This window comes from Micromonospora sp. WMMD967, assembly GCF_029626165.1.
GTDB lineage: Bacteria > Actinomycetota > Actinomycetes > Mycobacteriales > Micromonosporaceae > Micromonospora > Micromonospora taraxaci.
In genome coordinates this window covers 4,806,985-4,833,860 of record NZ_JARUBK010000001.1, presented here as the reverse complement: position 1 = coordinate 4,833,860, position 26,876 = coordinate 4,806,985, and the positions used below count along the sequence as shown (strand labels likewise).

At 70.7% G+C, this 26,876-nt stretch carries 30 protein-coding genes and 1 pseudogene; 16 read left to right on the top strand and 15 right to left on the bottom strand.

The window, feature by feature from the left end; translation table 11 throughout:
- The first annotated feature begins 88 nt into the window (after positions 1-88).
- Positions 89-856: an ABC transporter ATP-binding protein gene (locus tag O7631_RS21825; protein WP_269678770.1), complete on the top strand. Its 768-nt coding sequence runs from the start codon at positions 89-91 to the stop codon at positions 854-856.
- Positions 856-3,411 carry an ABC transporter permease gene (locus O7631_RS21820; RefSeq protein WP_278145935.1) on the top strand — a complete coding sequence of 852 codons (2,556 nt, stop codon included), beginning with the start codon at positions 856-858 and terminating at the stop codon, positions 3,409-3,411. Before O7631_RS21825 ends, O7631_RS21820 begins: the two co-directional genes overlap by 1 nt.
- 51 nt (positions 3,412-3,462) lie before the next feature.
- On the opposite strand, the gene O7631_RS21815 is transcribed toward O7631_RS21820, so the two are convergent.
- The 3 genes from O7631_RS21815 to O7631_RS21805 form a co-directional block, all read right to left on the bottom strand.
- Positions 3,463-4,113: an HAD family phosphatase gene (locus tag O7631_RS21815; RefSeq protein ID WP_278147990.1), complete on the bottom strand. Its 651-nt coding sequence runs from the start codon at positions 4,111-4,113 to the stop codon at positions 3,463-3,465.
- Positions 4,114-4,233: 120 nt separating this feature from the next.
- Positions 4,234-4,977, bottom strand: a complete 744-nt coding sequence (locus tag O7631_RS21810; RefSeq protein WP_278145934.1) for a neutral zinc metallopeptidase — start codon at positions 4,975-4,977, stop codon at positions 4,234-4,236.
- Between the two features lie 114 nt (positions 4,978-5,091).
- The gene (locus O7631_RS21805) at positions 5,092-5,295 is read right to left on the bottom strand and encodes a hypothetical protein (protein ID WP_278145933.1); all 204 of its coding nucleotides are present in this window, start codon (positions 5,293-5,295) and stop codon (positions 5,092-5,094) included.
- A 208-nt stretch (positions 5,296-5,503) separates the two neighbouring features.
- On the opposite strand from O7631_RS21805, the gene O7631_RS21800 reads away from it, so the two are divergent.
- Together O7631_RS21800 and O7631_RS21795 are read left to right on the top strand one after the other, a co-directional pair.
- Positions 5,504-5,896, top strand: a complete 393-nt coding sequence (locus tag O7631_RS21800) for a YciI family protein (RefSeq protein WP_278147989.1) — start codon at positions 5,504-5,506, stop codon at positions 5,894-5,896.
- 3 nt (positions 5,897-5,899) lie between these two features.
- The gene (locus O7631_RS21795) at positions 5,900-7,153 is read left to right on the top strand and encodes a sigma-70 family RNA polymerase sigma factor (protein ID WP_278145932.1); all 1,254 of its coding nucleotides are present in this window, start codon (positions 5,900-5,902) and stop codon (positions 7,151-7,153) included.
- A gap of 18 nt (positions 7,154-7,171) precedes the next feature.
- Here the strand turns inward: O7631_RS21795 and O7631_RS21790 are convergent, their stop codons facing one another.
- Positions 7,172-8,272 carry an ionic transporter y4hA gene (locus O7631_RS21790; RefSeq protein WP_278145931.1) on the bottom strand — a complete coding sequence of 367 codons (1,101 nt, stop codon included), beginning with the start codon at positions 8,270-8,272 and terminating at the stop codon, positions 7,172-7,174.
- An 89-nt stretch (positions 8,273-8,361) separates the two neighbouring features.
- Here O7631_RS21790 and O7631_RS21785 point away from each other — a divergent pair, with 89 nt between their 5' ends.
- Together O7631_RS21785 and O7631_RS21780 are read left to right on the top strand one after the other, a co-directional pair.
- Positions 8,362-8,724: a metalloregulator ArsR/SmtB family transcription factor gene (locus O7631_RS21785; protein WP_278145930.1), complete on the top strand. Its 363-nt coding sequence runs from the start codon at positions 8,362-8,364 to the stop codon at positions 8,722-8,724.
- The gene (locus O7631_RS21780; RefSeq protein WP_278145929.1) at positions 8,721-9,227 is read left to right on the top strand and encodes an SRPBCC family protein; all 507 of its coding nucleotides are present in this window, start codon (positions 8,721-8,723) and stop codon (positions 9,225-9,227) included. Before O7631_RS21785 ends, O7631_RS21780 begins: the two co-directional genes overlap by 4 nt.
- Here O7631_RS21780 and mug read toward each other — a convergent pair.
- Positions 9,224-9,787, bottom strand: a complete 564-nt coding sequence (gene mug / locus O7631_RS21775; RefSeq protein WP_278145928.1) for a G/U mismatch-specific DNA glycosylase — start codon at positions 9,785-9,787, stop codon at positions 9,224-9,226. The two genes, O7631_RS21780 and mug, sit on opposite strands and share 4 nt — an antisense overlap.
- A gap of 75 nt (positions 9,788-9,862) precedes the next feature.
- On the opposite strand from mug, the gene O7631_RS21770 reads away from it, so the two are divergent.
- The 6 genes and pseudogenes from O7631_RS21770 (at position 9,863) to O7631_RS21740 (ending at position 17,058) form a co-directional block, all read left to right on the top strand.
- On the top strand, positions 9,863-10,291 hold the full coding sequence (locus O7631_RS21770) for a hypothetical protein (protein ID WP_278145927.1): 429 nt from the start codon (positions 9,863-9,865) through the stop codon (positions 10,289-10,291).
- Positions 10,292-10,672, top strand: a complete 381-nt coding sequence (locus O7631_RS21765) for a CPBP family glutamic-type intramembrane protease (RefSeq protein WP_347403542.1) — start codon at positions 10,292-10,294, stop codon at positions 10,670-10,672.
- A gap of 108 nt (positions 10,673-10,780) precedes the next feature.
- Complete coding sequence (locus O7631_RS21760) at positions 10,781-11,494, top strand: alpha/beta hydrolase (protein ID WP_278145925.1); 714 nt, start codon at positions 10,781-10,783, stop codon at positions 11,492-11,494.
- A gap of 62 nt (positions 11,495-11,556) precedes the next feature.
- The gene (locus O7631_RS21755) at positions 11,557-12,507 is read left to right on the top strand and encodes a hypothetical protein (protein ID WP_278145924.1); all 951 of its coding nucleotides are present in this window, start codon (positions 11,557-11,559) and stop codon (positions 12,505-12,507) included.
- A gap of 481 nt (positions 12,508-12,988) precedes the next feature.
- A pseudogene (locus tag O7631_RS21750) lies at positions 12,989-13,714 on the top strand (ThuA domain-containing protein); the annotation flags it as partial.
- Between the two features lie 512 nt (positions 13,715-14,226).
- A complete protein-coding gene (locus O7631_RS21740) occupies positions 14,227-17,058 on the top strand; it encodes a PQQ-dependent sugar dehydrogenase (protein ID WP_278145923.1) in 2,832 nt (943 codons plus the stop codon).
- A 69-nt stretch (positions 17,059-17,127) separates the two neighbouring features.
- Here the strand turns inward: O7631_RS21740 and O7631_RS21735 are convergent, their stop codons facing one another.
- The 3 genes from O7631_RS21735 to O7631_RS21725 all read right to left on the bottom strand — a co-directional run bounded on the left by O7631_RS21735 (position 17,128) and on the right by O7631_RS21725 (position 19,234).
- Positions 17,128-18,072 carry an acyltransferase domain-containing protein gene (locus O7631_RS21735; protein ID WP_278145922.1) on the bottom strand — a complete coding sequence of 315 codons (945 nt, stop codon included), beginning with the start codon at positions 18,070-18,072 and terminating at the stop codon, positions 17,128-17,130.
- 66 nt (positions 18,073-18,138) lie between these two features.
- Complete coding sequence (locus O7631_RS21730; protein WP_278145921.1) at positions 18,139-18,723, bottom strand: hypothetical protein; 585 nt, start codon at positions 18,721-18,723, stop codon at positions 18,139-18,141.
- An 82-nt stretch (positions 18,724-18,805) separates the two neighbouring features.
- Positions 18,806-19,234, bottom strand: a complete 429-nt coding sequence (locus tag O7631_RS21725) for a VOC family protein (protein WP_278145920.1) — start codon at positions 19,232-19,234, stop codon at positions 18,806-18,808.
- Positions 19,235-19,435: 201 nt separating this feature from the next.
- Between O7631_RS21725 and O7631_RS21720 the strand changes: the two genes are divergently transcribed.
- Positions 19,436-20,467, top strand: coding sequence for a hypothetical protein (locus O7631_RS21720; protein WP_278145919.1), 1,032 nt, complete (start codon positions 19,436-19,438; stop codon positions 20,465-20,467).
- 64 nt (positions 20,468-20,531) lie between these two features.
- Positions 20,532-21,476: an NAD(P)-dependent oxidoreductase gene (locus O7631_RS21715; protein WP_278145918.1), complete on the top strand. Its 945-nt coding sequence runs from the start codon at positions 20,532-20,534 to the stop codon at positions 21,474-21,476.
- On the opposite strand, the gene O7631_RS21710 is transcribed toward O7631_RS21715, so the two are convergent.
- From O7631_RS21710 to O7631_RS21700, 3 genes are all read right to left on the bottom strand, one after another.
- Positions 21,433-21,882: a GNAT family N-acetyltransferase gene (locus O7631_RS21710; protein WP_278145917.1), complete on the bottom strand. Its 450-nt coding sequence runs from the start codon at positions 21,880-21,882 to the stop codon at positions 21,433-21,435. The two genes, O7631_RS21715 and O7631_RS21710, sit on opposite strands and share 44 nt — an antisense overlap.
- Before the next feature lie 186 nt (positions 21,883-22,068).
- Positions 22,069-22,509 carry a VOC family protein gene (locus O7631_RS21705; protein ID WP_278145916.1) on the bottom strand — a complete coding sequence of 147 codons (441 nt, stop codon included), beginning with the start codon at positions 22,507-22,509 and terminating at the stop codon, positions 22,069-22,071.
- Positions 22,510-22,710: 201 nt separating this feature from the next.
- On the bottom strand, positions 22,711-23,673 hold the full coding sequence (locus O7631_RS21700; protein WP_278145915.1) for a zinc-dependent alcohol dehydrogenase family protein: 963 nt from the start codon (positions 23,671-23,673) through the stop codon (positions 22,711-22,713).
- A gap of 85 nt (positions 23,674-23,758) precedes the next feature.
- Between O7631_RS21700 and O7631_RS21695 the strand changes: the two genes are divergently transcribed.
- The gene (locus O7631_RS21695) at positions 23,759-24,328 is read left to right on the top strand and encodes a TetR/AcrR family transcriptional regulator (RefSeq protein WP_278145914.1); all 570 of its coding nucleotides are present in this window, start codon (positions 23,759-23,761) and stop codon (positions 24,326-24,328) included.
- Positions 24,329-24,400: 72 nt separating this feature from the next.
- Here O7631_RS21695 and O7631_RS21690 read toward each other — a convergent pair whose 3' ends face one another.
- From O7631_RS21690 to O7631_RS21680, 3 genes are all read right to left on the bottom strand, one after another.
- A complete protein-coding gene (locus tag O7631_RS21690) occupies positions 24,401-24,652 on the bottom strand; it encodes a hypothetical protein (protein WP_278145913.1) in 252 nt (83 codons plus the stop codon).
- Positions 24,653-24,733: 81 nt separating this feature from the next.
- Positions 24,734-25,378 (bottom strand): hypothetical protein, encoded by a 645-nt coding sequence (locus O7631_RS21685; RefSeq protein ID WP_278145912.1) that lies wholly within the window; start codon positions 25,376-25,378, stop codon positions 24,734-24,736.
- 128 nt (positions 25,379-25,506) lie between these two features.
- Positions 25,507-25,872 (bottom strand): hypothetical protein, encoded by a 366-nt coding sequence (locus O7631_RS21680; RefSeq protein WP_278145911.1) that lies wholly within the window; start codon positions 25,870-25,872, stop codon positions 25,507-25,509.
- A gap of 187 nt (positions 25,873-26,059) precedes the next feature.
- Here O7631_RS21680 and O7631_RS21675 point away from each other — a divergent pair, with 187 nt between their 5' ends.
- Complete coding sequence (locus O7631_RS21675) at positions 26,060-26,359, top strand: hypothetical protein (protein ID WP_278145910.1); 300 nt, start codon at positions 26,060-26,062, stop codon at positions 26,357-26,359.
- Between the two features lie 19 nt (positions 26,360-26,378).
- On the opposite strand, the gene O7631_RS21670 is transcribed toward O7631_RS21675, so the two are convergent.
- Entirely contained in the window at positions 26,379-26,855 is a 477-nt protein-coding gene (locus O7631_RS21670; protein WP_278145909.1) for an SRPBCC family protein, read from the bottom strand.
- Positions 26,856-26,876: the final 21 nt, after the last annotated feature.

Sequence of the window (26,876 nt, the reverse complement as noted above, 5' to 3'; positions counted from 1 at the left end):
CGGGCGTGAGCAGCGCCGATGATGGAACAGTCGCGCCGGACCATCGGGGGGCGGCGTGAATTTCGGACAGACGGAAGAGGTAGATGACGTGACCGCGACGGTAGGCCAGCAGGCGCAGGCCGCGGCCCGGGCGAACGACGTGTGGAAGGTGTACGGCAGCGGCGAGGCGCAGGTCATCGCGCTGCGGGGGGTCAGCGCGGAGTTCGAACGCGGCCAGTTCACCGCGATCATGGGGCCGTCGGGTTCCGGCAAGTCGACGCTGATGCACTGCCTGGCGGGCCTGGACGCGGTGACCCGGGGCACGGTGTCGATCGGCGAGACGACGGTCACCGGGCTCGGCGACGCGGGGCTGACGAAGCTGCGCCGCGACAAGGTGGGTTTCATCTTCCAGCAGTTCAACCTGCTGCCCACCCTGACCGCGAAGGAGAACATCCTGCTGCCGCTGTCGATCGCCGGGCGTAAGCCGGACCAGGCCTGGTACGACACGGTGATCGAGACGGTCGGTCTGCGGGACCGGTTGGACCACCGGCCGGCGCAGCTCTCCGGCGGGCAGCAGCAGCGGGTGGCGTGTGCGCGGGCGCTGGTCTCCCGCCCCGAGGTGATCTTCGCGGACGAGCCGACCGGCAACCTGGACTCGCGCTCCGGCGCGGAGGTGCTCAACTTCCTGCGCAACTCCGTCCGCGAGCACGGTCAGACGATCGTGATGGTGACCCACGACCCGACCGCCGCCGCGTACGCCGACCGGGTGGTCTTCCTCGCCGACGGCGAGATCGTCTCGGAGCTGATCGAGCCGACCGCCGAGACGGTGCTGGACACCATGAAGAAGCTGGACACGCCGGCCGAGGTGGGCAACTGATGTTCCGCGCGACACTGAAGAGTCTGCTGGCCCGCAAGGTCCGGTTGATCCTGTCCGGGCTGGCGGTGGTGCTCGGGGTCATGTTCGTCTCCGGCGCCTTCGTCCTCACCGACACGTTGGGCCGCTCGTTCGACTCGGTCTTCGCCGACGGCTTCTCCGAGATCGACGTGAACGTCGCGGCGAAGCCGAAGGTCGAGCTGAGCGAGTTGGAGGGCGAGCAGACCGCCGCGCCACTGCCGGCCGCCGTGGTGGACCGGGTGAAGCAGGTTCCGGGGGCCGCCTCGGCGACGGGCGTCGTCAACGCCGACGGCGCCCGGGTGATCGGCAGCAACGGCAAGGTGGTCACCTCGTTCGGTCCGCCGCAGTTGGGCGAGAACTGGACCGGGGAGAGTGACCTGCTGCGGCTGCGCGAGGGGCGCGCGCCGCAGGCCGAGGACGAGATCGTCCTCAACAAGGCGCTGGCCACCACGGCGAAGGTGCAGGTCGGCCAGAAGGTCGGCGTGCTCACCGCGTTCGAGTCGAAGAGGCGGGACTTCACACTGGTCGGCATTGCCGGCTACAGCGGTGACCGGGACTCGATCGGCGGCGTGAACGAGGTCTTCTTCACCACGCCGGTGGCGCAGCGGCTGATGCTGGGCGAGCCGGACGTCTACAGCAGCATCACCGTGACCGCCGCCGACGGGGTCTCCGACGAGAAGCTGCGCGACGACGTGGCCCGCACCCTCGGCGCGGGCTTCGAGGTGAAGACGGGCGAGCAGGTCGCCTCGGACGCCGCGGCCAGCCTGAAGGAGGGTCTGTCCTTCTTCAACAAGATCCTGCTCGGCTTCGCGGCGGTGGCCCTGCTGGTGGGCACCTTCCTGATCCTCAACACGTTCTCGATCATCGTGGCCCAGCGCACCCGCGAGTTGGCGCTGATGCGCGCCATCGGCGCCAGCGGCCGGCAGATCATCGGGTCGGTGGTGCTGGAGGCCATCGCGGTCGGGTTGATCGCCTCGGTGCTCGGTCTGGCCGCCGGCATCGGCGTGGGCGCGTTGCTGGCGTACCTGTTCGGCAGTCTGGCCGGTGGGCTCACCCTCGCCGGGATCGGCGTGCCGGCGGCGGCGGTGATCGGGGCGTTCTCTGTCGGCCTGGTCATCACTGTGGTGGCGGCGCTGTTGCCGGCGCTGCGGGCGGCGCGGATCCCGCCGATCGCGGCGATGCAGGACGTGGCCACCCCGGACCGGCCGTTGACCAAGGTCACCGTGGCCGGGTCGCTGGTCACCGCCATCGGCGCGGTGCTGCTGTTCCTCGGGCTCAGCGGCAACGCCGGTGGTCAGACGCTGACCACCATCCTCGGTGGGGTGCTGTTCGCGTTCATCGGCGTGGCGCTGCTGACCCCGCTGATCAGCCGGCCGGTGGTGAGCCTGCTCGGCGGGATCTTCTCCTGGTCGTTGCCGGGCAAGCTGGGCCGGCTCAACTCGGGGCGCAACCCGCGCCGGACCGCGATCACCGCGGCGGCGCTGATGGTCGGCATCGCGCTGGTCACCGGTATCACGGTGATCCTCGACTCGGCCAAGGGCAGCATCAGCGCCCTGGCCCAGGACAGCGTCAAGGCCGAGCTGGTGATCGCCGGGGCGCAGGGCGGGCCGCGCCCGCCGAGCTTCGACCCGGCGGTGTTGGACCAGGCCAAGACCCTGCCCGGTGTGCAGATGGTCGACGGCGAGTACGGCGACATGAGCCAGATCGACGGCAAGACCACCTGGGTCGGGGCGAGCAGCGACATCGCGTCGCTGCGGCAGATCTTCAGCGCCAAGCCCGTCGCCGGTGACATCGACCGGCTCGGGCCGACGCAGATGCTGGCCAGTTCGGACACCGCCGACTCGCGGGGCTGGTCGGTGGGCTCGACGGTGAACGTGCAGTTGACCCGCGGCGAGACGCGGACGTACACGATCAGCGGCATCTACGAGTCCGGGCAGCTGTTGAACCCGGTGATGCTGCCGGTGACGGCGGCGAAGGACTTCGCGATCCCGCAGCCCTTCCAGGGGTTCATTCAGTTGGCCCCGGGCGCGCGGGTGGACGACGTTCTGCCGCGGGTGGAGACGCTTCTGGCGGACAGCCCCGAGGTGTCGGTGGCCGACCGGGACGCGTTCATCAAGCAGCAGACCGGTCAGCTCGACGGGCTGCTCACGATGATCCAGATCCTGTTGGCGCTGGCCATCGTGATCGCCGTGCTGGGCATCATCAACACCCTGGCGCTGTCGATCCTGGAACGGACCCGCGAGTTGGGGCTGCTGCGCGCCATCGGTCTACGCCGGTCGCAGACCATGGCCATGATCACCGTGGAGGCGGTGGTGATCTCGGTGTTCGGCGCGTTGCTGGGCGTGGCGGTCGGCACCGGCCTCGGCGCCGCGGTGGTCGAGGCACTCAAGGACGAGGGCATCACCGACCTGATCCTGCCCTGGGGGCAGATGGGTGTCTTCCTCGGTCTCGCCGCGATCATCGGTGTGGTGGCCGCTGTGGTTCCGGCCATCCGGGCGGCACGGATCAACGTCCTGGGCGCCATCGCCCACGACTGACGCACCGACGCCGATGGGGGTCCCGCAGCGCGGGGCCCCCATTCGCGTCCGTCAGGCTGCCGCCCGGTCGGCGAGCAGCGCCGCGAGCAGGTCCAGGTCCACGCCGGTGAGGCTATCCACCTGGTGTACGCCGACAGTGCTGGCGAGCGCCACCTCCGCCGGTACGGCCAGCACCGCCGCGCCCGAGGCGAGCGCGCTGGCCACGCCGGTCGGTGAGTCCTCGATCGCCACACACCGCTCGATCGGCACACCCAGTCGCCGGGCCGCGGTCAGGTACGGCTCGGGGTGCGGCTTGGCCGCGACCACCTCGTCGCCGGCGACCACGGTGTCGAAGTTGTCCCGGCCGAGGGTGTCCAGGGCGATCTCGACGAGCGCCCGGGGGCTGGAGGTGACCAGCGCGGTGGGGATTCGCGCCGCGCGGACCGCGCGCAGCAGCTCGAACGCGCCCGGCTGCCAGGGCAGACCGGTGCGGAACAGCTCCAGGATCCGGGCGTTGATCCAGGCCGCGCTGATCTCCGGGTCCCGTTCGGGCTGCCCCAGGTCGTCGTGCAGGATGCGCATCGACTCGGCCATGGCGGTGCCGATGATCGACTGGCGGGCCTCGACGGAGAGGTCCCCGCCGTACTCCCGGGCGAGTTCCTGCAATGCGATGTCCCACAGCTTCTCGCTGTCGACCAACGTGCCGTCCATGTCGAAGAGCACGGCGGCGGGGTGATGGCTGTTCAGCGGATCCTCCAGGGTCGTGGCCGACACGGGCGATCCTGCCAGGGCCCGCCACCGCCCACAGCCGCGATGGCCACCGACGTGATCCGGGCAACCCGCTCAGCCCAGGTCGCACGCCTCCAGCGACCGCTCGTACCCGCGGAAGAACGATTCGGTGCGCTGCTCGGCGGTGCCGTGCGAACCTTCGGCGAACCACGGCTGGTCGGGGTCGTCGCCGACCGCCGCCAACCCTTCCCGGAACTCGTCCAGGTCACCGTCGGCCAGGGTCAGGGCACCGGAGCGCACCGAGTCGCCGAGGTACGCGCCGGCCATGCAGTCGGCCTGCAACTCCTGCTGGATGGTGAAGCTGTTGTTGATGCCGAGCCGCGCCTGGATGGCGTGCGCGTACTCGTGCCCGAGCAGGTAGAACACGAACGCGTCACCGACCTGGCGGAACGCCGCCACCGACCAGCGGACGTCGTAGGCGATGAAGTCGCCCCGCGAGCAGTAGACCGCGTTGTTGCGGGGCAGCGGCTCACCGCCGCAGGACACCTCGCCCTCCCGCTGGTAGGGGGTGATCCGCCGGACTGGTTGGAACCGCTGACCGGACGCCTTGAACTGGGCTGCCCAGTAGCGCTCGGCGATCGCCTGGGCGTCGGCGACGTCCTGCTCGAACTCCGCGACGCTCGTGGTGCTGTCGGCCCGGGTGGTGCCCGGCCCGGGTGACGCCTGCGACTGCTGTGGTGCCGGACGCTCGCCCTCCGGCTCGGCCAGCCCGCCGCCCGCGCAGGCCAGCGACACCAGGGCGGCGGCCAGCAGGGCCGCCACGGTGCCTCGGGCGCCGCGTCCTGACCGTGCCCCCACTGTGCCTCCCAGACATCGCCGCTCTCGCTGAGCAGTACCCCGACGACACGACCGTCACGCCCGTCACCGGTTTCACGTGCGCGCCGGCCGAACGGTTCACCCTCCGGCCGGGCCTCAGCCGCTGGACTCCCGACCGCGCTGCCACGTGTCGCCCTGGTCGCCGTGCCGCTCGGCCTCGTACCGCTGCTGCCGGACGCGGGCGTCCCGCCCGGCCGCACGGTCGCCGTCGACCGCCGACCGCCCCCGCCGCAGCACGACCCCGATCGCCGCGACCGCCACGAGGACGAAGACCCCCACCACCGCCCACACCGTCGTCATGCCGCCAACCTAACGCCCACCCACCACCCCACCACCCCCGGCTGATCATGAGGTTGTGGTGACGCCGCTCGGCGTGTCGCGGCGACAACTTCACGATCGACCGATCAGGTGGGGTGGGGTGTGTCCGGGGTGGGGGCGCTGCTTCGACGTTCCCTCCGGAGGCGTCGGAGGGCGCCCGGCGGACAGAAGGAGCGGCGACGTGAAGTACATGATTTTGCTCTACGGCTCACAGCAGGACTACGACGTGCTGTCCGGGCGGGCGACCGACCGTCCCGCCATGTCCGCCGAGCAGATCGCGGCGATGCACACGCACATGGAGACCTTCCACCAGGCGCTGGCCGAGTCCGGGGAACTGGTCGACGCCCAGGGCCTGAGCGAGCCGGTGCACGCCCGACGGGTGCAGGTACGCGAGGGCGCGCCGGTGGTCACCGACGGCCCGTACCCGGAGACGCAGGAGGTCCTGGCCGGTTACACGATCGTGGAGTGCGCGAGCTTCGACCGGGCCACCGAGATCGCCGCCGGCCTGGTCGACCCGGACGCCCCGGGTGGTTACGTCGACGTGCGGCCGGTGCTGGACGGCATCGAGGACCTGGGCGGCTGACGGGTGCCCGAGACACGGGTCGAGGACCTGCTGCGCGAGTTCGCGCCGCGGGTCCTCGGCGCGCTGGTCCGCCGCTACGGGCACTTCGACACCGCCGAGGACGCGGTGCAGGAGGCGCTGATCGCCGCGGCCGAGGCCTGGCCGCGCGACGGCGTACCGGAGAACCCACGCGGCTGGTTGATCACCGTCGCGTCCCGCCGGCTGACCGACCTGCTGCGCCGGGAGCAGGCCCGGATGCGCCGCGAGGACACCGTGGCGCGGTGGGTGCTCCCGGAGCAGTGGCGCGCTCCGGCGGCGGATCGACCGCCGGCGGGCGAGGACGACACGCTCATCCTGCTCTTCCTGTGCTGCCATCCGGCGCTGTCGCCGGCGTCGCAGATCGCGCTCACGTTGCGCGCGGTGGGCGGGTTGACCACCGCCGAGGTGGCCCGCGCGTTCCTGGTGCCGGAGGCGACGATGACCCGGCGGATCAGCCGGGGCAAACAACGGATCCGCGAGAGCGGGCTGCGGTTCGCGCCGCCCACCGACGAGGAGCGGGCCGACCGGCTCGCCGCCGTGCTGCACGTGCTCTACCTGGTCTTCACCGAGGGGTACGCGCGCACGGCCGGCCCGGGGTTGCTGCGCGCCGACCTGACCGCCGAGGCGATCCGGCTGACCCGCCTGGTGCACCGGCTGTTACCGGAGGATCCCGAGGTCACCGGCCTGCTGGCGTTGATGCTGCTCACCGATGCCCGCGCTCCGGCGCGGATCGGCCCGCACGGCGAGTTGGTGCCGATGGCCGAGCAGGACCGTTCCCGGTGGCGGGCCGACCAGATCGCCGAGGGGACCGAGCTGATCACCAGGGCGCTGCCGCGCGGGGCGGTCGGGGCGTACCAGGTGCAGGCCGCCATCGCCGCCGTGCACGACGAGGCAGCCGGTGCGCGGGACACCGACTGGGCGCAGATCACCGCCCTGTACGAGGTGCTGCTGGGCATGTCGGACAACCCGGTGGTGGCGCTCAACCACGCGGTGGCGGTGGCGATGAGTCGCGGCCCGTCGGACGGGTTGGCGCGGCTGGCCGAGCTGGCCGGCGACGCGCGGTTGGCCGGCGACCCCCGACTCCCGGCCGCTCGCGCCCACCTGTTGGAGATGGTCGGTGAGCGGGCCGCGGCACGGGAGGCGTACCGCACGGCGGCGGCCCGGTCGACGAACCTGGCGCAGCAGCGCTACCTGTACGCCCGCGCGGAGCGCCTCGGCGACCCGCCGCCCGCCGGCTGACCCGGCGGGCGGTGCGGGTCACGGGCTGGCGGCCAGGAAGACGAAGGCGGCCATCAGCACCAGGTGTACGCCACCCTGCAGCACGTTGGCCCGGCCCGGCACGACGGTCAGCACAGCGGTCACGGCGGTCAGCGCGAGCAGCGTGAGCTGGGTGCCGCCGAGGCCGAGAAGCAGCGGGCCGTCCAGCCAGATCGAGGCGATCGCGATGGCCGGAATGGTCAGGCCGATGCTGGCCATAGCGGAGCCGAGAGCGAGGTTCAGGCTGGTCTGGACGCGGTCGCGGCGGGCGGCGCGGGCGGCGGCGAGGGTCTCCGGCAGGAGCACCAGCAGGGCGATGATGACGCCGACGAACGCGTGCGGCAGGTTCGCCGCCGCGACCCCGGCCTCGATGGTCGGGGAGACCGTCTTGGCGTCGCCGACCACCGCGACCAGCGCCACCAGCAGCAGGGCCAGGCTGACCATCGCCGCGCGGGTCGTGGGTGGCTTGGCGTGTTCCTCGGTCTCGATGACCTTGCCCCGGCTGTCGACCGGCAGGAAGTAGTCGCGGTGCCGGCCGGTCTGTACGAGCACGAAGAGCCCGTACAGGGCCAGCGACGCCACGGCGGCGAAGACGAGTTGGGCCGGGCTGAACTCCGGGCCGGGGCGGGCGGTGGTGAAGCTCGGAATGACCAGGCTCAGGGTGGCCAGGGTGATCACGGTGGCCAACGCACCGCCGGTGCCCTCCGGGTTGAACACCGCGACGCGGCGGCGCAGCGCCCCGAGTAGCAGGGACAGGCCCAGTATTCCGTTACAGGTGATCATGACGGCGGCGAAGACGGTGTCGCGGGCGAGTGACTGGGTCTTCTCCGGGCCGCTGATCATGAGCGTGACGATCAGGGCCACCTCGATCACGGTGACCGCGACGGCGAGCACCAGGGACCCGTACGGCTCCCCCACCCGGTGGGCGACCACCTCCGCGTGGTGCACGGCCGCGAGCACCGCGCCACCGAGCAGCAGCGCGACCACCACGATGACCGGCCCCGGCAGGCTCCGACCCCAGGTGACCATCAATATCAGGACGGCGAGCACGGGTACGACAAACGTCCAGTCGGTCAGGCGGGAGCGAAGGAGGGCGGCCATGCCTTACAGAGTGCCAGGTCAAGTGATCATGTGCCCACCATCGACGCACCGACATCGCCGAGATGTAACTCATAGGTTACGCTTCATCGGTGGACGAGGTGGTCACCGCGATCGCGGACCCGGTGCGACGGCACATCCTGACCATGCTGCGCGACGAACCCCTGTCGGCCGGCGACATCGCCCAGCGGTTCGTGATCAGCCGGCCCGCCATCAGCCGCCACCTTCGGGTGCTGCGCGAGAGCGGGCTGGTCCGCGACGAGCTGGTCGGCCGGCGACGGATCTACCACCTGGACCCGGGCCCACTCGCGCCGCTGGTCGGCTGGCTCGCCGGCCTGGCCGGCACCGACCGGTGGGAACGGCACCTCGACGCGTTGGAGACCGAGGTCTACCGCACCCGCCGAGAGCGCCGCAGCCGCGGCCCGGCGGGACACCGAAGGGAGCACACGGCATGACCCGCACACCCGCCGGACGCCTGTTCCGCACCGCCACCGGTCACGACCTCGTCCTGACCCGCACGTTCCGCGCCCCGGCGGCGGACGTCTGGGCCAGCCTGACCGAGTCGGAGCGCACCGCCCGCTGGTTCGGCCCCTGGGAGGGCGACGCGGCCCCCGGGCGCACCATCCGGGTCCAGATGGCGTACGAGGAGCAGCAGCCCTGGTGCGACGTCCGGATCGACGCCTGCGAAGCGCAGCGGCATCTCGCCGTGTCGATGATCGACAGCTACGGCACCTGGCTGTTGGAGCTGACGCTGACCGAGGCCGACGGCAGCACCGAGCTGCGGTTCGTGCAGCACCTCACGAGCGTGGAGGGCATCGCCGAGACGGGCGCCGGCTGGGAGTACTACCTGGACATGCTCGTCGCCTCCCGCGACGGCTCCCCCCGCCCCGACTTCGACGACTACCACCCGGCCATGCAGCCGTACTACCAGGACCTCGTCGCCACCGAACGCGCCTAGGCCTCCTGGCGCAGCCGGGCGAACTCGGCCGTCAAGGCCGGCAACGGGAAGTGCGCGTTCAGGCCACTCGGGTTCGGCAGCACCCAGACCCGGGCCGGACCCAGCCGCTGCGGCTGCGGGCCGAGCCCGGCGCCGGGCCTGACGAAGGCGATCCGGTACGCGGTCACTCCGAGGACGGCCACCCACCGCGGCCGGTACCGCTCGGCCTTCACCGCCAACCCGGTCACCCCGGCCACCAACTCCGCCGAGGTCAGCTCGTCGGCGCGGGCGGTGGCCCGGTTGCTCAGGCTGGTGATGCCCAGGCCATGGCGCAGCAACTCGTCGTGCTCCCACGGGTGCAGTTGCCGGTCCGTGAAGCCGGCACCGTGCAGGGCCGGCCAGAACCGGCTGCCCTTGCGGGCGAAGGGCAGCCCCACGGCGGCGGAGTAGAGGCCCGGGTTGAAGCCGCAGAACAGCACCCGCAGGCCGGGCCCGATCACGTCCGGCAGGCCCCGACCCGCGGCCGCCGCCACCTCCTGCGGTGTCGGCCGCCGAAACGGCTCCGACTGCTGCACGCCCACCTGACCGATCCTGCCCTACGACCGGAGTGTCGGGCCTCACGCTCGCCGTGGACGCCGCTGGCTACGCTGCGCGTGGTGAGCGTTGGACCTCGTCTCGCCCTGCCCTGGCGGATCCTCGTCGTGTCCGCCGGCGCCGTGCTGGTGTGGCTGTCAGTGAAGGCCCTGCTCGGCAGCGACTACGACCGACCCACTCACGCCGTCGGGGCCGTTCTCACCACGGTCCTCGCCGTACCCCTGGTGGTTGTCGCCCGTCGCCTCCTGGACCGACGCCCGTGGGCCGGCCTCGGACTGCCGCCGCTGCGCGAGGGCTGGCGGCATCTGCTGCTCGGCATGGCCTGCTGGCTGGTCCCCGCCGGGGTGGGGTTCGTGCTCTGCCTCGGCCTCGGTTGGGTCGAGATCAGCGTGCGGACGTCCGTCGGCGACGTGTGGCGCGTGACGGCGTTGCTGGTGGTGCTCGTGTTCCTCAAGGAGGCGCTGCCGGAGGAGCTGATCTTCCGGGGCTAACTGCAGCGCAACCTCGCCACCCGGCTGCCGGCGTGGCAGGCCGCCGTTGGGCAGGCCGTGCTGTTCACACTGTTCGGGTTCCTCGTCGGGGCCGCCCGGTCCGTCGACCGGCTCGCGCTCTTCTTCGTCTTCGCGCTCCTGCTGGGCGCCTTCCGGACCGCGACCGGCGACATCTGGGCGGGCATCGGCTTCCACGTCGCCTTCCAGACCGTCGCGCAACTGTTCGGCGACGTGGGGGCGGTCTTCGACGTGGTCGGCTCCGACGTCCTGGGAGTCGTGGCGATGGGGGCCATCCCGTTCTCGGTCAGCTGGATTGTCGTGCGACACCTCTACCGGCACCACCTGGACTGGCGGGCCGTCGCACCAGAGCCGGCGCGGTGACCGGCTGAACCTCCGCGTTCGGCCCCCCGACCCGGCCAGCCTGCGGAAGAGTGTCAGGCGAGAGTTGTCAGCGGTGGCACCGCGTCGTCTCCTGCGGAGGAGGTCCGAATGAGCCCCGAGCCTGCCAGCAACGTCGTCCTGGTGCACGGCGCGTACGCCGACGGCTCGTCCTGGTCCGACGTGATCCCCATCCTCCAGCGGGCCGGTCTGACCGTCACCGCGGTGCAGAACCCGCTGACCACCCTGGCCGACGACGTCGCCGCCACCAACCGCGCCCTCGACCGCCAGGACGGGCCGACGGTGCTGGTGGGCCATTCCTGGGCCGGCACGGTCATCAGCGAGGCCGGCAACCATCCGAACGTCACCGCCCTGGTGTACGTCGCCGCCCGCGCCCCGGACGCCGGCGAGGACTACGCGGCCCTCGCGGCCCAGTATCCGACGCCCCCGGCGAACGCCGGTCTCGTCCACCACGGCGGGTACGGACAGCTCAGCGAGGCGGCGTTCCTCGACGACTTCGCCGGCGGAGTCGACGAGGTCCGCGCCCGCTCGCTCTACGCGGTGCAGGGGCCGATCGCCGACGGCCTCTTCAAGGGCCGTACGACCGTCGCCGCCTGGCGGGACAAGCCCTGCTACTACTCAATCTCCACCCAGGACCGCACCACGGCACCCGAGCTGGAACGGTTCCTCGCCGAGCGGATGAACGCGACCACGATCGAGGTCGAGTCCTCCCACCTCGCCATGGTCACCCACCCGGAGACGATCGCCGACCTCATCATCATGGCCACCAGAGGGACGGACAGTCCCGCGTCGTCCGACCGCTGACAACCGCACGGGCGCTCACCGCAGGTCCGCAGCGCGTCGTCCGACCTGTCATGATCTCGACGGTGAGCAGTAGGTCAACCGGTCAGGTTCGGCTGCGACAGCACGCGACGCTCGTCCCGGTGCAAGCGGGCCAGGTGACGGTCAGCGTCTCCGTCGGTCCACACGGCGAGGCCATCGCGCTCTGGTCGAGCACGGCCGGCCGAGAGGCGCTCCTCGGCTCCACCCTGTCGGCGAGCGGAGTGTCGCGTCCGGACTCGACCACCCGGGCGGGTGTCGCGGTCCAGGTCGCCACCTACTCTCCGCAGGCCCGAAGTGTGATCGCTGTCCCCGACCTGGCACTGGCGCACTGTCACGTCCAACCCCTGCCCGGTGGGCGGATGCTCCTCGTCGGCGCCCGCTCCCGCCGGCTGGCCGAGGGTGTGGAGAACAACGCCGTCATCGTCGACGCCGACGGGACCACGGTCCGCCGGGGCACTCTCGGCGACGGGATCGAACACGTGCAGACCACCCGCTCCGGCAGGATCTGGGTGGGGTACTTCGACGAGGGTGTCTGCGGGGGCAGCGACGGGAGTCCGCCGCTCGGCGCCCCCGGCATCGTCAGGTTCACCAGTCGGCTCGTACCCGAATGGCATTTTCCGGACGGCGGGGTCGACCCGATCGACGACTGCTACGCCCTCAACGTCACCGGCGAGACCGCCTGGGCCACCTACTACAGCGACTTCCCGGTCGTACGCATCGCCGAAGACACTGTGCGGTCGTGGCCGGGTGGCCGCACCGCCGCCCGCGCCCTCATCGTCGACGACACGCGGTGCGCCCTGATCGGTGGCTACGGCGAACACCACGATCGGATCCTGGTGGGCAATCTCGATCACGGCCACTTCCGACGGTACCGACTCGTGCTGCCCAACGGCCGGCCGTTGCCGCGTCGGACCGTCGTGATCGGGCGCGGCGCCGAGTTGCACGCCTTCGTCGACACCACCTGGTTGCGCGTCAGTCTGCCGGACCTGCCGTGACGGGGACGGCGGCGGGAATACCCGCCTCGGGCGGTCCACGCCGACCGGGGTGGGCTTGACGGGGCGGAGACATCGGAGGTTTACTGCGTCAGCGATAGAAGTCGATGAGCTTCGTCCGTCCACTATGGTCGGGCGGCCTCCTCGGCGGTGCGATCGCGATCGGTCGACGCCGGTGCGCCAGCCGTCTCCTGGCACTGTCGGTAGCGACGCGATGCTCCCCCCTCGGCGGGCGGGGAGCACCGGCACGGCAACCCGCACGGCGCAGCGTCGCGCACACCCCCTGCGGGGCGATTCCACCGGCACGGCACCACCCGCAGCATCTCAGCCGAGCATCGGCGGCCCGGCTCCGTACCACCGCCATCGCGGCCTCGGCGAGCTCGCACGCCCACGTGACGCGCGCGCCAGGGTCGACGCTCAGCAGAGGAGCACCCCCATGCGTTCCCGTACCCGCCTGTTGGCACTCGTCACCGGCATGGCCGTGATGCTGGCCAGCCTGGCAATCCTCACGACGCCGGCCTCGGCGGCGCCACTGACCAAGGTCCTGGTGTTCAGCAAGACCGCGGGCTTCCGCCACTCGTCCATCCCGAACGGCATCGCCGCGATCCAGCAGCTCGGTTCGGCGAACGGCTTCACCGTGACCGCCACCGAGGACTCCAACCAGTTCACCACCTCGAACCTGGCCCAGTACCAGGCGGTGGTCTTCCTGTCCACGACCGGTGACGTCCTCAACGCCAGCCAGCAGACGGCCTTCGAGTCGTACATCGCCGCCGGCGGCGGATACGTCGGCGTGCACGCCGCCGCAGACACCGAGTACAACTGGCCGTGGTACGGCCAACTGGTCGGCGCGTACTTCGACTCGCACCCGGCGATCCAGAACGCGACGGTGCGGATCGAGGACAACACCAACCCGTCGACGGCGCACCTCCCGGCGACGTGGGTCCGCTCGGACGAGTGGTACAACTACCGCACCAACCCCCGGTCGAGCGCGCGGGTCCTGGCCAACCTCGACGAGTCGTCGTACAGCGGCGGCAACATGAGCGGCGACCACCCGATCACCTGGTGCAAGACGTACGGCGGCGGTCGGGCCTGGTACACGGGTCTGGGCCACACCGAGGCGTCGTACACCGACCCGAACTTCACCCGGATGCTGCTCGGCGGCCTCCAGGTCGCCGCGGGTTCGGTGACCGCCGACTGCTCGCCGCGGACGACCACCCCGCCGCCGACCACCCCGCCGCCCACCGCCAGCGGCTCCACCCTGAAGGCCCGGGCCAACAACCAGTTCGTCAGCGCGCCCAACTCCACCACCGCGCTGATCGCCAACAAGACCTCTGCGGGCACCAGCGAGCGGTTCGACGTGGTCAACCTCGCCAACGGCAACGTGGCGCTGCGCGCCAAGAGCAACGGGCAGTACGTCGCGGCCGAGAACGCCGGTGCCGCCGCGCTGATCGCCAACCGCGCCTCCGCCGGCGCCTGGGAGACGTTCCAGCTCGTGCGCAACTCCGACGGCACGGTGAGCCTGCGGGCCACGGTGAACAGCCGGTACGTCGCCGCCGACAACGGTGGCTCGTCCCCGCTGATCGCCAACCGGACCTCCATCGGCCAGTGGGAGAAGTTCGACCTCGTCACGAACTGACCGCGCCGCGGCTCACTGATCACCACCCCCTCCGGCCGTGGTGCGCCCCCGCACGCCCGGCCCCCGATCGTCGAGGAAGGACGATCATGTTCTCGAAACCCCGGCGCTGGTCCCGGGCCGTCATGGCGGCGCTCACCGCCGCCACGAGCGTGGCCCTGGCCGTTGCCGCACCGTCCACCGCGCAGGCTGCGGTGATCCCCGCCTCCGACTACCAACAGGTCAAACTCGCCACCGGCTCGGCCGAGCTGGGTGAGGCCATGTCCCTGGCCGTCCTGCCCAACCGCTCGGTCCTGCACACCGCCCGCAACGGCGTCCTGCGGGTCACCGACGTGGCCGGCAACACCAAGACCTCCGGCACCCTGTCGGTCTACACGCACGACGAGGAGGGGTTGCAGGGCGTCGCCGTCGACCCCAACTTCGCCACCAACCGGTGGATCTACCTGTACTACTCGCCCAGTCTGAGCACCCCGTCCGGGGACGCCCCGACCACAGGCTCACAGTCCGACTGGGACCGGTGGAAGGGTCACCTGCGGTTGTCGCGGTTCACCCTCAACTCCGACGACACGCTCAACCTGAGCAGCGAGAAGATCGTGCTCCAGGTCGCCAACGACCGTGGGCAGTGCTGCCACGTCGGCGGTGACCTGGACTTCGACGCCGCCGGCAACCTGTACCTGACCACTGGCGACGACACCAACCCGTTCGAGTCGTCCGGCTACGCGCCGCTGGACGAGCGGACCAACCGCAACCCGCAGTTCGACGCCCAGCGCACGGCGGGCAACACCAACGACCTGCGGGGCAAGGTGCTGCGGATCAAGCCGCAGACCGACGGCACGTACACGATCCCGTCGGGCAACCTGTTCGCTCCTGGCACGGCAAACACCCGTCCGGAGATCTACGCGATGGGTCTGCGCAACCCGTTCCGGATGAGCGTCGACAAGGCCACCGGTGTCGTCTACCTCGGCGACTACGGCCCGGACGCCGGGTCCACGAACTCCAGCCGCGGCCCTTCCGGGCAGGTCGAGTTCAACCGCATCGCCTCACCGGGCAACTACGGCTGGCCGTACTGCACCGGCACCAACACCAGCACCGAAACATACAATGAATACACCTTCCCGTCCGGACCGTCGCAGTCGAAGTACAACTGCACGGGCGGGCCGACCAACAACTCGTTCCGCAACACCGGGCTCGGCACGCTGCCCGCGGCGAGGCCGGCCTGGATCAAGTACGCGGGTGACTCCGGTTCGCCGTCGGAGTTCGGCAGCGGCTCGGAGTCGCCGATGGGCGGCCCGGTCTACCGGTACGACGCGTCGCTGAACTCCAGCATCAAGTTCCCGCAGTCGCTCAACGGTCAGTTCTTCGCCGGTGAGTACGGCCGCCGCTGGATCAAGGCCATCGCTGTCAACTCCGACGGCACCCGCGGGGAGATCTCCAACTTCCCGTGGTCCGGTACGCAGGTCATGGACATGGCCTTCGGTCCGGACGGGGCGCTCTACGTGCTGGACTACGGCACGGGGTCGAACAACCAGGCGCTGTTCCGCATCGAGTACATCGGTGGCGGCAACCGCAACCCCATCGCTGTCGCCTCGGCCAACCCCACGTCGGGGGCCAACCCGCTGACCGTCAACTTCTCGTCGGCCGGCAGCTCCGACCCCGAGGGCGGGGCGCTGAGCTACCTGTGGACGTTCGGTGACGGCACCACGTCGACGGCGGCCAACCCCACCAAGACGTACACCACAAACGGCACGTACTCCCCCACGTTGCGGGTCACCGACCCGAATGGCCTGACCGGCACGGCGAGCCTGGTCATCACGGTGGGCAACACGGCACCGACGGTGACGCTCACCTCGCCCGCCGACGGGCAGCTGTTCAGCTTCGGTGACACGGTGTCGTACCAGATCAGTGTGAGCGACCCGCAGGACGGCACCATCGACTGTTCCAAGGTGAGCCTGACCTACGCGCTGGGTCACGACAGTCACGCCCACCAGATCACCTCGAAGAACGGGTGCAGCGGCTCGATCACCGTGCCGACCGACGGCGAGCACGACTCGGCGGCCAACATCTACGGGGTCTTCGACGCCGCCTACACCGACAACGGCGGGCTGACCACGCACAGCATCAAGACGCTGCAACCGAAGCACCGCCAGGGTGAGCACTTCGGCGCCACCTCCGGCGTCCAGGCCACCGACCACACCAACGCCGAAGGTGGCCGCACCGCCGGGTTCATCGAGAACAACGACTGGATCTCGTACACGCCGTACAACCTGGCCAACGCCAACCGCATCACCGTGCGGGCGTCGTCGGCCGGCGCGGGCGGCACCATCGAGGTCCGGGCCGGTTCGGCGACCGGCACCCTGCTGGGCACCGTCACGGTGCCGGTGACCGGCGACTGGGAGACGTTCGTCGAGGCGTCCGGCACGATCAGCAACCCGCCGAGCGCGTCGACCACGCTGTACCTGGTGTTCAAGGGTGGCTCCGGCTACCTGTTCGACGTCGACGCGTTCACCTTCACGACCGGCACCGGTAGCAGCACGCCGGTGAGCACGCTGCGGGCGCAGGTCAACAACCAGTACGTGTCGGCGGTCGGCAGCACCGCGTTGATCGCCAACAAGGCCAGCGTCGGCAGTACCGAGCAGTTCGACCGGGTGGACGGCGGTAACGGCACCATCGCGCTGCGGTCGCGCGCCAACGGGCTCTACGTCTCGGCCACGAACTCGGGCGCCGGAGCGTTGGTCGCCAACGCCGCGTCGATCGGATCGTGGGAGAGGTTCCAGCTCATCACGAACTCGGATGGGACGGTGAGCCTGCGGGCCACCGTCAACAACCAGATCGTGTGCGCCGAGAACGCCGGGGCCGGATCCCTGATCGCCAACCGTACGTCGGTCGGGGCCTGGGAGAAGTTCATCCTGACCACCGGCTGACGGGAGGTGGGCCCGGCCCGGTCGGTGACGGGCCGGGCCCACCGATCCATCGGCTGTCGGCGCTCTCGGCTAGACCGGGAAGCTCCCGTGCCGCCAGTGCCAGTGTCGGCCAGCCCTGAGGTGGTCGACGATCGCACGTTGGAGCGCGGTGCGGCGAGGCAACTGGTCCAGCGGGGTGCTCAGCGTACGGAACACGAAACGCAGCACCTCGACGTCGGCGTCCGGGCCGTCCTTCTCCTCGTAGGGAACCAGCTCGAACATCTGCTGGAACCGGACGATGTTGGACCCCTCGGGCAGGTATTCCCGCAACTGCGGGTCGAGCAGCCACGAGCCGCAGGAGAACGCCGTGTAGGTCTCGTCGGGAAAGTGACGTGCGAAGAACGCCCGCGCCTCGTCCAGCGACGCCGCGACCGCCTCCGGGGTCAACGGCCCCGCGTCGGGAACGTGCAGGCCGATGGCCGTGTCGCCGGGGTGGTGTTGCAGCCGGCCCAGCTCGTAGATGCTGCCGCGCACGTGCAGCGTCAGCCAGCTCTGCATGACGGGCCAGCCCTCACCGCGCATCCGCCGGTCGATCGCGAGGTTGCGGCCGAGGTCCGCGAGGCTCCGCCACGACACGTCGTCGGGAACGCCGTGGTCGCGGTGGTAGCCCCGGGCGACGTCCACCAGGGCGAGGTACGCGTACACGTAGAGGTGCCGCCAGGCGGGACCCCGCTCGCGGGGCAACTCCGGACCGGGCGACAGCCAACCGTGGCCTCCGAGGTCGGCGTGGACCAGGGCGATCGACCGGTCGAGCAACCAGCGCAGCTCGGGCGTCCAGAGCGGCGAGGACGGGTCCGGCCAGCCCTGCATGATCTCGGCGGCGTCGTCGGGCCGGACCGCGAGCCGATCGAGCAGCTCCGGAGCGTCGGCCCTGGCGGGCAGCGGAACCGACGGTCGGTCGCCGGCGAGCTGCGCGACGCGTTCGACCTCCTCGACGGGCACTGCGAGCCGAGCGGCGATGTCGTGCGGATCCACGCCGACGACCCTACCGGCGTTCGGTCCTCCGGTGGGTGCCCGCGACGGTGGCCGGGGCCTGGTACGTCAGGAGTCGGCGGGCACTTCGGTGTCGAGTTGCCCGATCATCGGTGCCAGAAGCTCGTTGAGCTCCCGGGTCAGCACCACGACCGCCCGACGCGCCGCGGTGGTGACGTCGTCGTCCGGCCCGGTGGGTGTTGGCGGCAGACCGTCGAGCGGCAGCGGCGCCTCCACCTGGAGCAGCGCGCGCAGATGCGGACTGCGCGTCTGGTCCTGGTCGGTGGGGGTGGTGAACTGGCCGAACAGCTGCGGCCAGTCCCGCCAGCCACGGTCGCGCTGCCACTGCTTGGTCCAGGTCAGCTCCGCGGGCCAGCGGGAGGCCACCGTGACCGCGCAGATCATGCTGCCGTCCCAGGGGCTGCGGGCGCAGGTCGCCGAGATGATCCGCCGGTGCCAGCGGACGAAGCCCGGCGACAGTTCGGTGGCCACCCGCCAGGCCGTCGCCGCGAAAGCCACGGGCGCGAAGTCACCCCAGGTCTCGTCGAACTCGCCGATCCGACGAAGCACCTCCGCCTCGTACCGGCCGCGTCCGTCGCTGCCGTGTTCGCGGTCGAACTGCTCGTCCAGCCAGAAGGCGCGCGGTTCCGGCATCCTCGTCCCCGTTCCCCGACGATGGTGTTCAGCATGTCGAACCTATGCCATACGTCGGGCGCGGACGGTGTCCTCGACGCCACTACCCCACGAGAACACAGAACGGGTGACCGGCCGGGTCGGCGTACACGCGCAACGGCTCGTCGGGATCCTCGATGCGGTCGTAGCGCAGCCGGCCACCGAGGCGCAGGACGCGCTCGTGCTGCACCAGCAGTTCCTCGACGGACGTCACGGTGAGGTCCAGGTGCAGTTGCTGGGGTACGTCGTTCTTCGGCCACGTCGACTCCGGCAGGTCGTCCACCTGCTGGAACGCGAGCTGGGCGCTGCCGTCGGGGGACCGCAGGACCAGCCAGTCACGACCACGCTCGTCGTCCTGTCCGGCCGCCGGCGGCTCGTCGCCGGGCCGGTAGACGTAGCCGAGCAGATGTCGGTAGAACTCGGCCAACACCCGCGCGTCGGTGCCGTCCAGCACCACCGAACCCAATCGGGGGACGCTCTCCTGGTCGCTCATCATCGATCACCTCCGAGCGCCCATTGTCGTCGCACCTCGCTGTGGTCGCACCTCGCGGCGCTTCCGTGCCGGCGCGTTTCGCAGTCAGCCACCCGTCACTGAACGCATACGACACGACCACTGTGGATCGAACACGGACACCTAGCGTGGACGGCGCGACGTCGGAGCGACCGTCTCCGGCCGCCATCCCCGGGAGGTCACGTGCGCAGGAAACTCGGATTCGCCTCGGTGGGCATCATGCTGCTGGCCAGCGTCACCCTCGCGCAGGCCCCCGCCCACGCCGGCACCGCCGCGCCGAACGGATCCGCGACGGTCGCCGAAGGGCGCGCCACCATCAACGGACGGCCGTCCACCGACGCGGACACCGCGGCGGCCGTGGGCGACGCCTACTGGACGCCGGAACGGATGCGAGCGGCACGGCCCGCTCCCCTGCCCGACGGGGTCGACGCTCCCGACGGGGAGGCCGCCGACCGGCCCGGCCGCGTCGGTGCGCCGCGCGACGTCGCGGAGCCCGCGGCCCCACGGTCGCCGGCTGCCGCCGGTCCGGGCGTCGCCGCCAGCGGCGCCAGCCACGCGACCCAGGCGGCGAACGCCTCACCCGGGGTCGGTCGGGTCTTCTTCCGGCACAACAACGAGGACTTCTTCTGCTCCGGCGCGACCGTCAACAACCCGCAGGCGAACCTGGTCTCCACCGCCGGTCACTGCGTACACCCCGGGGACGGCGGGTCCGTCTGGTTCGACAACTGGGCGTACGCGCCGGAGTTCACCGACGGCGTCGCGGTGCACGGCCTCTGGTTCCCCAAGGAGTTCACCTCGGTCGAGGGGTGGGTCGACTACGGCTTCCTCTGGTGGGACTTCGCCTTCGTCACCATGCACCCACGGGGCGGCAAGCGGCTCGTGCACGTCACCGGCGGGCAGGGTCTCAGCGTCAACCAGTCGAAGAAGATCTCGGCGTTGCTGCTCGGTTACCCGGGGAAGCCGCCGTACGACGGCGAGTCGCAGTACTACGACCAGGGCACCACCAAGGCCGCCGGCGCGCAGCGGATCAAGCTGAAGGACTGCCCGCTCAACGAAGGCGCGAGCGGCGGCCCGTTCCTGCGTGCCTGGGACAACGATCTGCGGTTCGGGTTCGTCAACTCGGTGATGTCGTACAAGTTCTCCGGCAACATGTACGGCCCCTACTTCGACGACGACGTCCTGGACATCTACAACCTGGCGAAGAACAAGCAGTGACCGACGCTGCGCCGGCGACGGTCGTGGGTTGACAAGGACACACCTCCAGAGTGGACGATGGTGCGTGCGGATACTCGTGGTGGGTGGCAGCGGCCTGATCGGTGCTCACGTGGTGGAGGTCCTGCGGGAGCGAGGTCACGCCACGACAGCTGTGGCGCGTACCTCCCAACCGGGTGTCGACCACCTGCTGGACGTCGGGTCCGCCTCGCCGGAGGATCTGCGGTCGTTGCTCGCCGGTCACGACGGCGTCGTGTACGCCACCCGGACCGACGAGCAGCGGCCGCTGCCCAAGCCGATCTACCCGCAGTTCCGGCGGGACAACGTCGACCCGGTGGTACGCCTGTTCACCGCCGCCCGCGAGCAGGGCCTCACCCGTGGGGTCGTGATGGGTTCGTACTACACCTACTTCGACAGGTTGCATCCGCAGTGGCGGCTGCCCGAGCGGCACACGTACATCCGGTGCCGTGTCGAGCAGGCCCGGGAGGGACGGGCGGCGGCCGGTCCGGATCTGCCGGTCGCCGTCCTCGAACTGCCCTTCGTCTTCGGTCGGGCCGGCGACCGGCTGGCGAACTGGGCCGGTCCGCTGGACCGGTGGGCGCGCTCGCGTACACCTCTGGTCGCACCGGCCGGCGGAAGCGCCGCGGCCTCGGCGCGCAGCGTGGCCACTGTCGCGGCCGACGCTCTGGAGCAGGCCAGCGGCGCGGACATCCCGGTCGCCGACGAGAACCTCACCTGGCGCGACATGCTCGCGCGCATCGCCGAGGCGGTCGGTCGACGCCGCCGGGTCGCCCGGCTGCCGGCCGGCGCGGCACGGGCCGCCCTGCGCCTCGGCGGCGCGTTGCAGGGCCTCGGGGGCAAGGAGTCGGGGGTCAACCCCACCTACGTCGCCGACCTCCTGCTCACCGACCTGTTCATCGAGCCGACGACCGGCCGGTCGCTGGACGTCGCGCTCCGCGAGACCTTCCCTAGCCGTGCGACGCCGGGGGCCGCGCCAGGTACGCCGCCTTGACGTCAGGCGCGAACCCGCAGGCGCGGTAGAACCCGTGGGTCGCCGGAGTGCGCGAGCCCGTCATCAGCATCGCCTTGTAGCAGCCCGCGTCCCAAGCCGCCTGGAGCGTGCCGGCCATGATCTGCCGACCCAGACCGGTGCCCCGCCGGGATTCCTCGACGACCACGTTCTCGATGACGGCGTACGGTGACGCCGACCGGCTCAGGTTGGGGATCACGTTGAGGTAGGTCGTGGCGACGACGACACCGTCCAGGTCGAGGACGAACAGACTGAGCCCGGGGGTGTCGAGGATCCGCTGGTAGGCCGCCCGGTCGGAGCCGTCGTCCAGCACCGGATCGTCCGGGTTCAGCTGCCGGTAGAGGTGGATGATCTGCGTGAAGTCGTCAGGTCCTGCCACACGGAACACGCCCGGAGCCTAACCAGAACCCCCATCGGGCCGGTGCCCCGGCTCGCGGCGCGGCGTCAGCAGTTGGTACGACGACCCGGCCCGGACGCCGTCGCCCATGCGCAACGTCAGGGTTGTGGTGGTGTCCGCCGCTCGTGAGGCCCCGACATCCCTGGCGTTGTGGTTCCTGGACGACGGCGGCGGCTCTCAGCGAAGCTCCTGTGCCAGCCCGACGACGATGCCCTCCGGCCCGCGGACGTAGCAGAGCAGAAAGATGTCCTCGTACCGCTCCACATCCCCGACGAGTTCGGCCCCGTGACCGCGCAGGCGGGCGATCGTGTCCTCGATGTCGTCGACGGCGAACATGATGCGGCGGATGCCCAGTGTGTTCGCCGGCGCGTCCCTGGGCTCGGCGCTGATCGCCTTCGGGGTGTGGAACATCGCCAGTTCGACCTTGCCGTGACCGTCCGGGGTCCGCAGCATCGCGACCTCCTGCCGCACGTCGTCGATCCCGATGACCCGTTCCACCCACCGCCCCTCGACCGGACCTCTGCCCTCCACCTCCATGCCGAGCTCGACGAAGAACGCCATGACAGCGTCGAGGTCCTCGACCACGATGAGGACGTTGTCCATCCGCTGGATCGCCATGCTGCATCTCCTCGGGTGCGTTGCGGTCACGGTCGCCGCATTCTCCCGTGGGACGAAGCCACCCGGCCGTTCTCGACACCCGGAACAGCCCCACGCCGCGCCGCGCCGCGCCGCCTGGTCGATCAAGGAGTTGTGGTGCCCGGAACCTGGTGAACGGCGGCTTTCATCACCCGCCACAACTCCATGATCGACCAGAGAGGATCACGGGGTGAGGACGATTCGCCCGAAGACCTGGCCGGCGTCCATCTTCTGGTGGGCCGCAACCGCCTGCTGCAACGGCAGCACCTCGTGCACCACAGCGACCAGTTCGCCACGAGTCGCGGCGGTGAACTGGTCGCGTCGCACGGCCTGGCGGGCGGATTCCGGCACCGTCGCGGCGCTGAAGGTGGCGAACGACATCGACTTCTGGAATGCCGTCATCAGCTTCGCGCCGACGTCTGCCGGCGGCTGGCCGCCGACCGCGCCGACGACCACGAGGCGGCCGTTGGGGTTGAGCCTGTCCAGGAACGCGGGCAGGCCGTGGCCAGCGACGACGTCGATGATCACGTCGTAGCCGGAGGGGTCGTCGGGGCCTCCCGTACCCGCACGATCCAGCACGTGGGTCGCGCCGAGGCTGCGCAGCCGCCGACCACGCTCGGACGACGAGGTGGTGACCGCGACGGCACCGGCGCCACGGCGGCTCGCGACCTGCACCGCCATGATCCCGATGCTGCCGGCCGCGCCGCGTACCAGCACGGTCTCCCCGGGCGAGAAGTGCGCGTGGGCGAGACCGAAGTGGGCCACGATCCCGGAGTTGCCGAGCGTCACGGCATCGACGACGGAGAGGCCCGCCGGGACGGGCAGGACCTCCGAGATCGGCGCTACCGTCTGTTCGGCGTACCCACCGCCGGTACCGGTGAACGCCCACACGCGCTGCCCGATCCACGCAGGGTCGACGCCCTCGCCGACCTGGGCCACCGTTCCCGCCACCTCGCCGCCGAGGACGTGCCCCTCTCGGAAGCCGTAGGCGGCGAGAGCACCGCTTCGGATCATGACGTCGACACCTGCGACACCGACCGCCTCGACGGTGATCAAGACCTGTCCCGGAGCCGGAAGCGGGTCAGGAAGGTCGATCACCGCCAACCCGCGAGGATCGCCGAACTCCCTGATGGTGACTGTCTTCACCGGTATGCCTCCTCTCACGCTGAATCGCCTCGTGATCAGTACGAACGGTAGTGGACGCCTGCGTCCGTTTAACTAAAGTGAGAGCGTGACGGAGCATTTGACTCGTAACCTGCGGTCGGACGCGCTGGACAACCGCCAGCGGATCCTTGACGCCGCCCGGACGGCGTTCGCCACCGACGGCATGGATGTGCCGATGCGCGAGATTGCCCGCAGGGCAGGAGTCGGCCCTGCCACCCTCTACCGCCGCTTCCCCACCAAGCAGGCGTTGGCGACCGAGGCGTTCTCCGAGCAGATGGAGGCGTGCCAGGTCATCGTCGACGAAGGGCTCGCCGACCCGGACCCGTGGCATGGCCTGTGCCTGGTGATCGAGAAGCTCTGCGAGCTACACGCCCGCAACCGCGGCTACACCACCGCGTTCACGACGGCCTTTCCGCACGCCGTCGATCTCGCCACGAAGCGCGAAGCGGCCCTCGCCTCACTCACCGAACTGAGCCGTCGCGCCAAGAGCACCGGCCGCCTGCGGTCCGACTTCGTCCTGGACGACCTCATCCTCATGCTGATGGCCAACGGCGGTTTGCACGCCACCTCGACGGACGCCCGGGTGGCCGCCTCCCGCCGGTTCGCCACGCTCGCCATCCAGGCGTTTCGCGCCTGATCGACGCAGCGCCTCCCCATGGACCGCCCATCTGGTGGGCTTCCGGCGACGCCAGCGCTCGGTGACTCGGGTTCAACGGCTGTCGGGTAGGCCCGCCGAGGTGGAGGCACCGGACCCCTCGTCCTCGATGCGGCGCTGCTCGGCCAGGTAGTCGGCCAGACGCGGATCGGCCTGCAGCGCGTTGCCCCGCAGGTAGCTCGCGACGACTCGCCGGGTGGCCTGGAGCTGGAGGTACTCCAGGGCGTCGACCCTGCCTCTGCCGTACCGACGCAGAACCGCGATCACTTCTTCGGCGTCGACAGTGAAATCTTCGAGGGAGAGCAAGGAGTACGTCCGCCGCCCGTCGTGCTCTCTCGCCGACCGTCCTCGGAGCCGAGCGCCGGGAGCCAGGCGCCGGCGCGCCCGTCAGCGCCCGGCCGACCAGTCATTCGTCTCCAGAACGGGGTGACACTCGATGGCCTCGATCAGCGAAACAGATCCGCTGACCTTGGTGCCCTGCAGGTCGCTGTCCGTCCACACCATCCAGGACCGATCCAGCGGCCACAGATTCGTCGGTGAGAACCAGTATCGTCCTCCACGCTCCTCGATCAGGCCGGGCACCGCCGACAACGGGCCGCGCCACACGTGGAGCTGGTCGAAGTCCCCGGTGGGCACGGATGCGTAGAAGGCGACGCACTCCGTGCCGGGGCCGTCGACCGAGTGCTGGCTCAGGGTGTCGAGCAGGGCATCGAGGCTCTCCTCGTCGAGAGAGCCCTCCGGGGGTGGCTGGATGTCAGCGGGCCAACTGCCAGCCGGAAACCAGCTGTAGCTCGGCGGGAAGGTCCGCGCCCGTTCCGGGCCTGACCATCGGGTCAGGTACGTCGACCAGAGCACCCGATGCCAGGGGGCACCGGGCCGGGACACGTAACCCAACGGAATGCCGGTCTCTGTCGTGTCCTCGTCGAGGTCGATGCCATTGACGACCAGCGGCGCAAGCTCGCTGGCGTCGAGCCCTCCGCGGCGGATGTCGTCGTGCGTACCCAGACCCGCGCGGCCAGGGTTCTCGTACATCGCATGGAGGATCCAGGTCGACGATTCCCACCCGACCGGGTCGTAACCGGTGAGCGCCTCGTGGTCAGGGCGATCTGCAAGCCAGGTCAAGAGGCTGGCGGGGTCCTCGACCCGGTCCATGGACACAGTCACCATTGTCCGGCACCGGCGCCGGCTTTGATCAGCGAGGTCGACCAGGGCCGGTGGCCGGCCGCCAGGCGTCGAACGGTGTCGTGTGCCACCCTCTGCCAGCGGACCCGCGCGCTACCACCGCCGACGCCATCCTGGTCAAACTGGGCGCGGTCCCGGCCAACCCGGTCTCCGGCGCGGACGAGGTACCCCCGATGCGCCACCGTCGTAGCGTCCCCGCGCTCGACGTACAGCACCTCATCCTCGACCCACCAGACATCGCCGGCACAAAGGAAGACCCAATCGCAGCCGTCAGAGCTGCCGGGCAAGCCCTCCAGGTCGTCCACCAACACTGCCCGGGCTGCGGTGACGGGCTCGGTCTTCACGCCGCCATCCTGCCGTGCTGCCAGCATTGCCTTCGCAGGCCTTCCGCCGTTCGTCGACCGCTGGGACCATCGTCTGATGAACGAGCGGCCTCCAGTCACGAGCGCAGCTGACGACCCCGCCAGCCGACTGGACGCCTCTCGCTCGATCGTGCCCCTCGACACCGCTCTCCGCCGATGGGCCATTGGCATGACCATCGGGACTCTCCTCGTGCTGGCCCTGTCATGGTTCTACTCCGAGAGTTTCTTCGCGATGCTCAGCGCGTTGGGCTTCGTCCACGACCAGGGCGACCGACGCTCGGGCTGGGCTGCCGCCGCAGCCTGGCTGACCGCAGTGCCGGTGGCACTGGGTGCCGCCTGGATTTTGCAGGGTCGGCTGCCCCAACCGTGGGACGGCATCCTGTACGCCGGGATCGGGTCCGTCCTCGGGACCGTCAGCTACGCGGCCGTGACCCGGGCCGGCCACAGGACGCCGCAGCCCCAGCCCTGACAGCAGCTCGCGCCGGCCGTCACACCGCCGCTGGTGGCGACAACCGCATCTTCTGCCAGTTGCGGAACACGAAGCGGTGCACCGACTTCAACCCGACCCACAGCGCCGGATACAGAGCCGCACGGCCGAACCCGCGTACCGTGACCGTCGTCGTCCGGGTGACCCGGGTGCCGCGCTCCGTCGGGGCCAACTCGAACACATCCCCGAGCTGGTCGACGAAGCGGTGGAAGCCCAGGTTCGTCGACTCCATGTGGAAGGCCAGTCGAGCCGGCGGTTCCCAGGTCGTGATCCGCTGCCGCACGACACCCTGCTCCGACACGCACTGCCGGGCGGCGCCCACCTCCCCCGGGCCGTCCGGCAGGCGACAGGTCGTCGGCCGGGGCGTGCCCAGATAGAAGACCGGACACCGGGGCTGCAACTCCAGGCGCGAGTCGCACAGCGCCGGCCACAACACCTCCGGCGGGTGGGGCATCATCCAGCGCGTACGCACCATCATGCCGCTAACGGTAACTCCGGC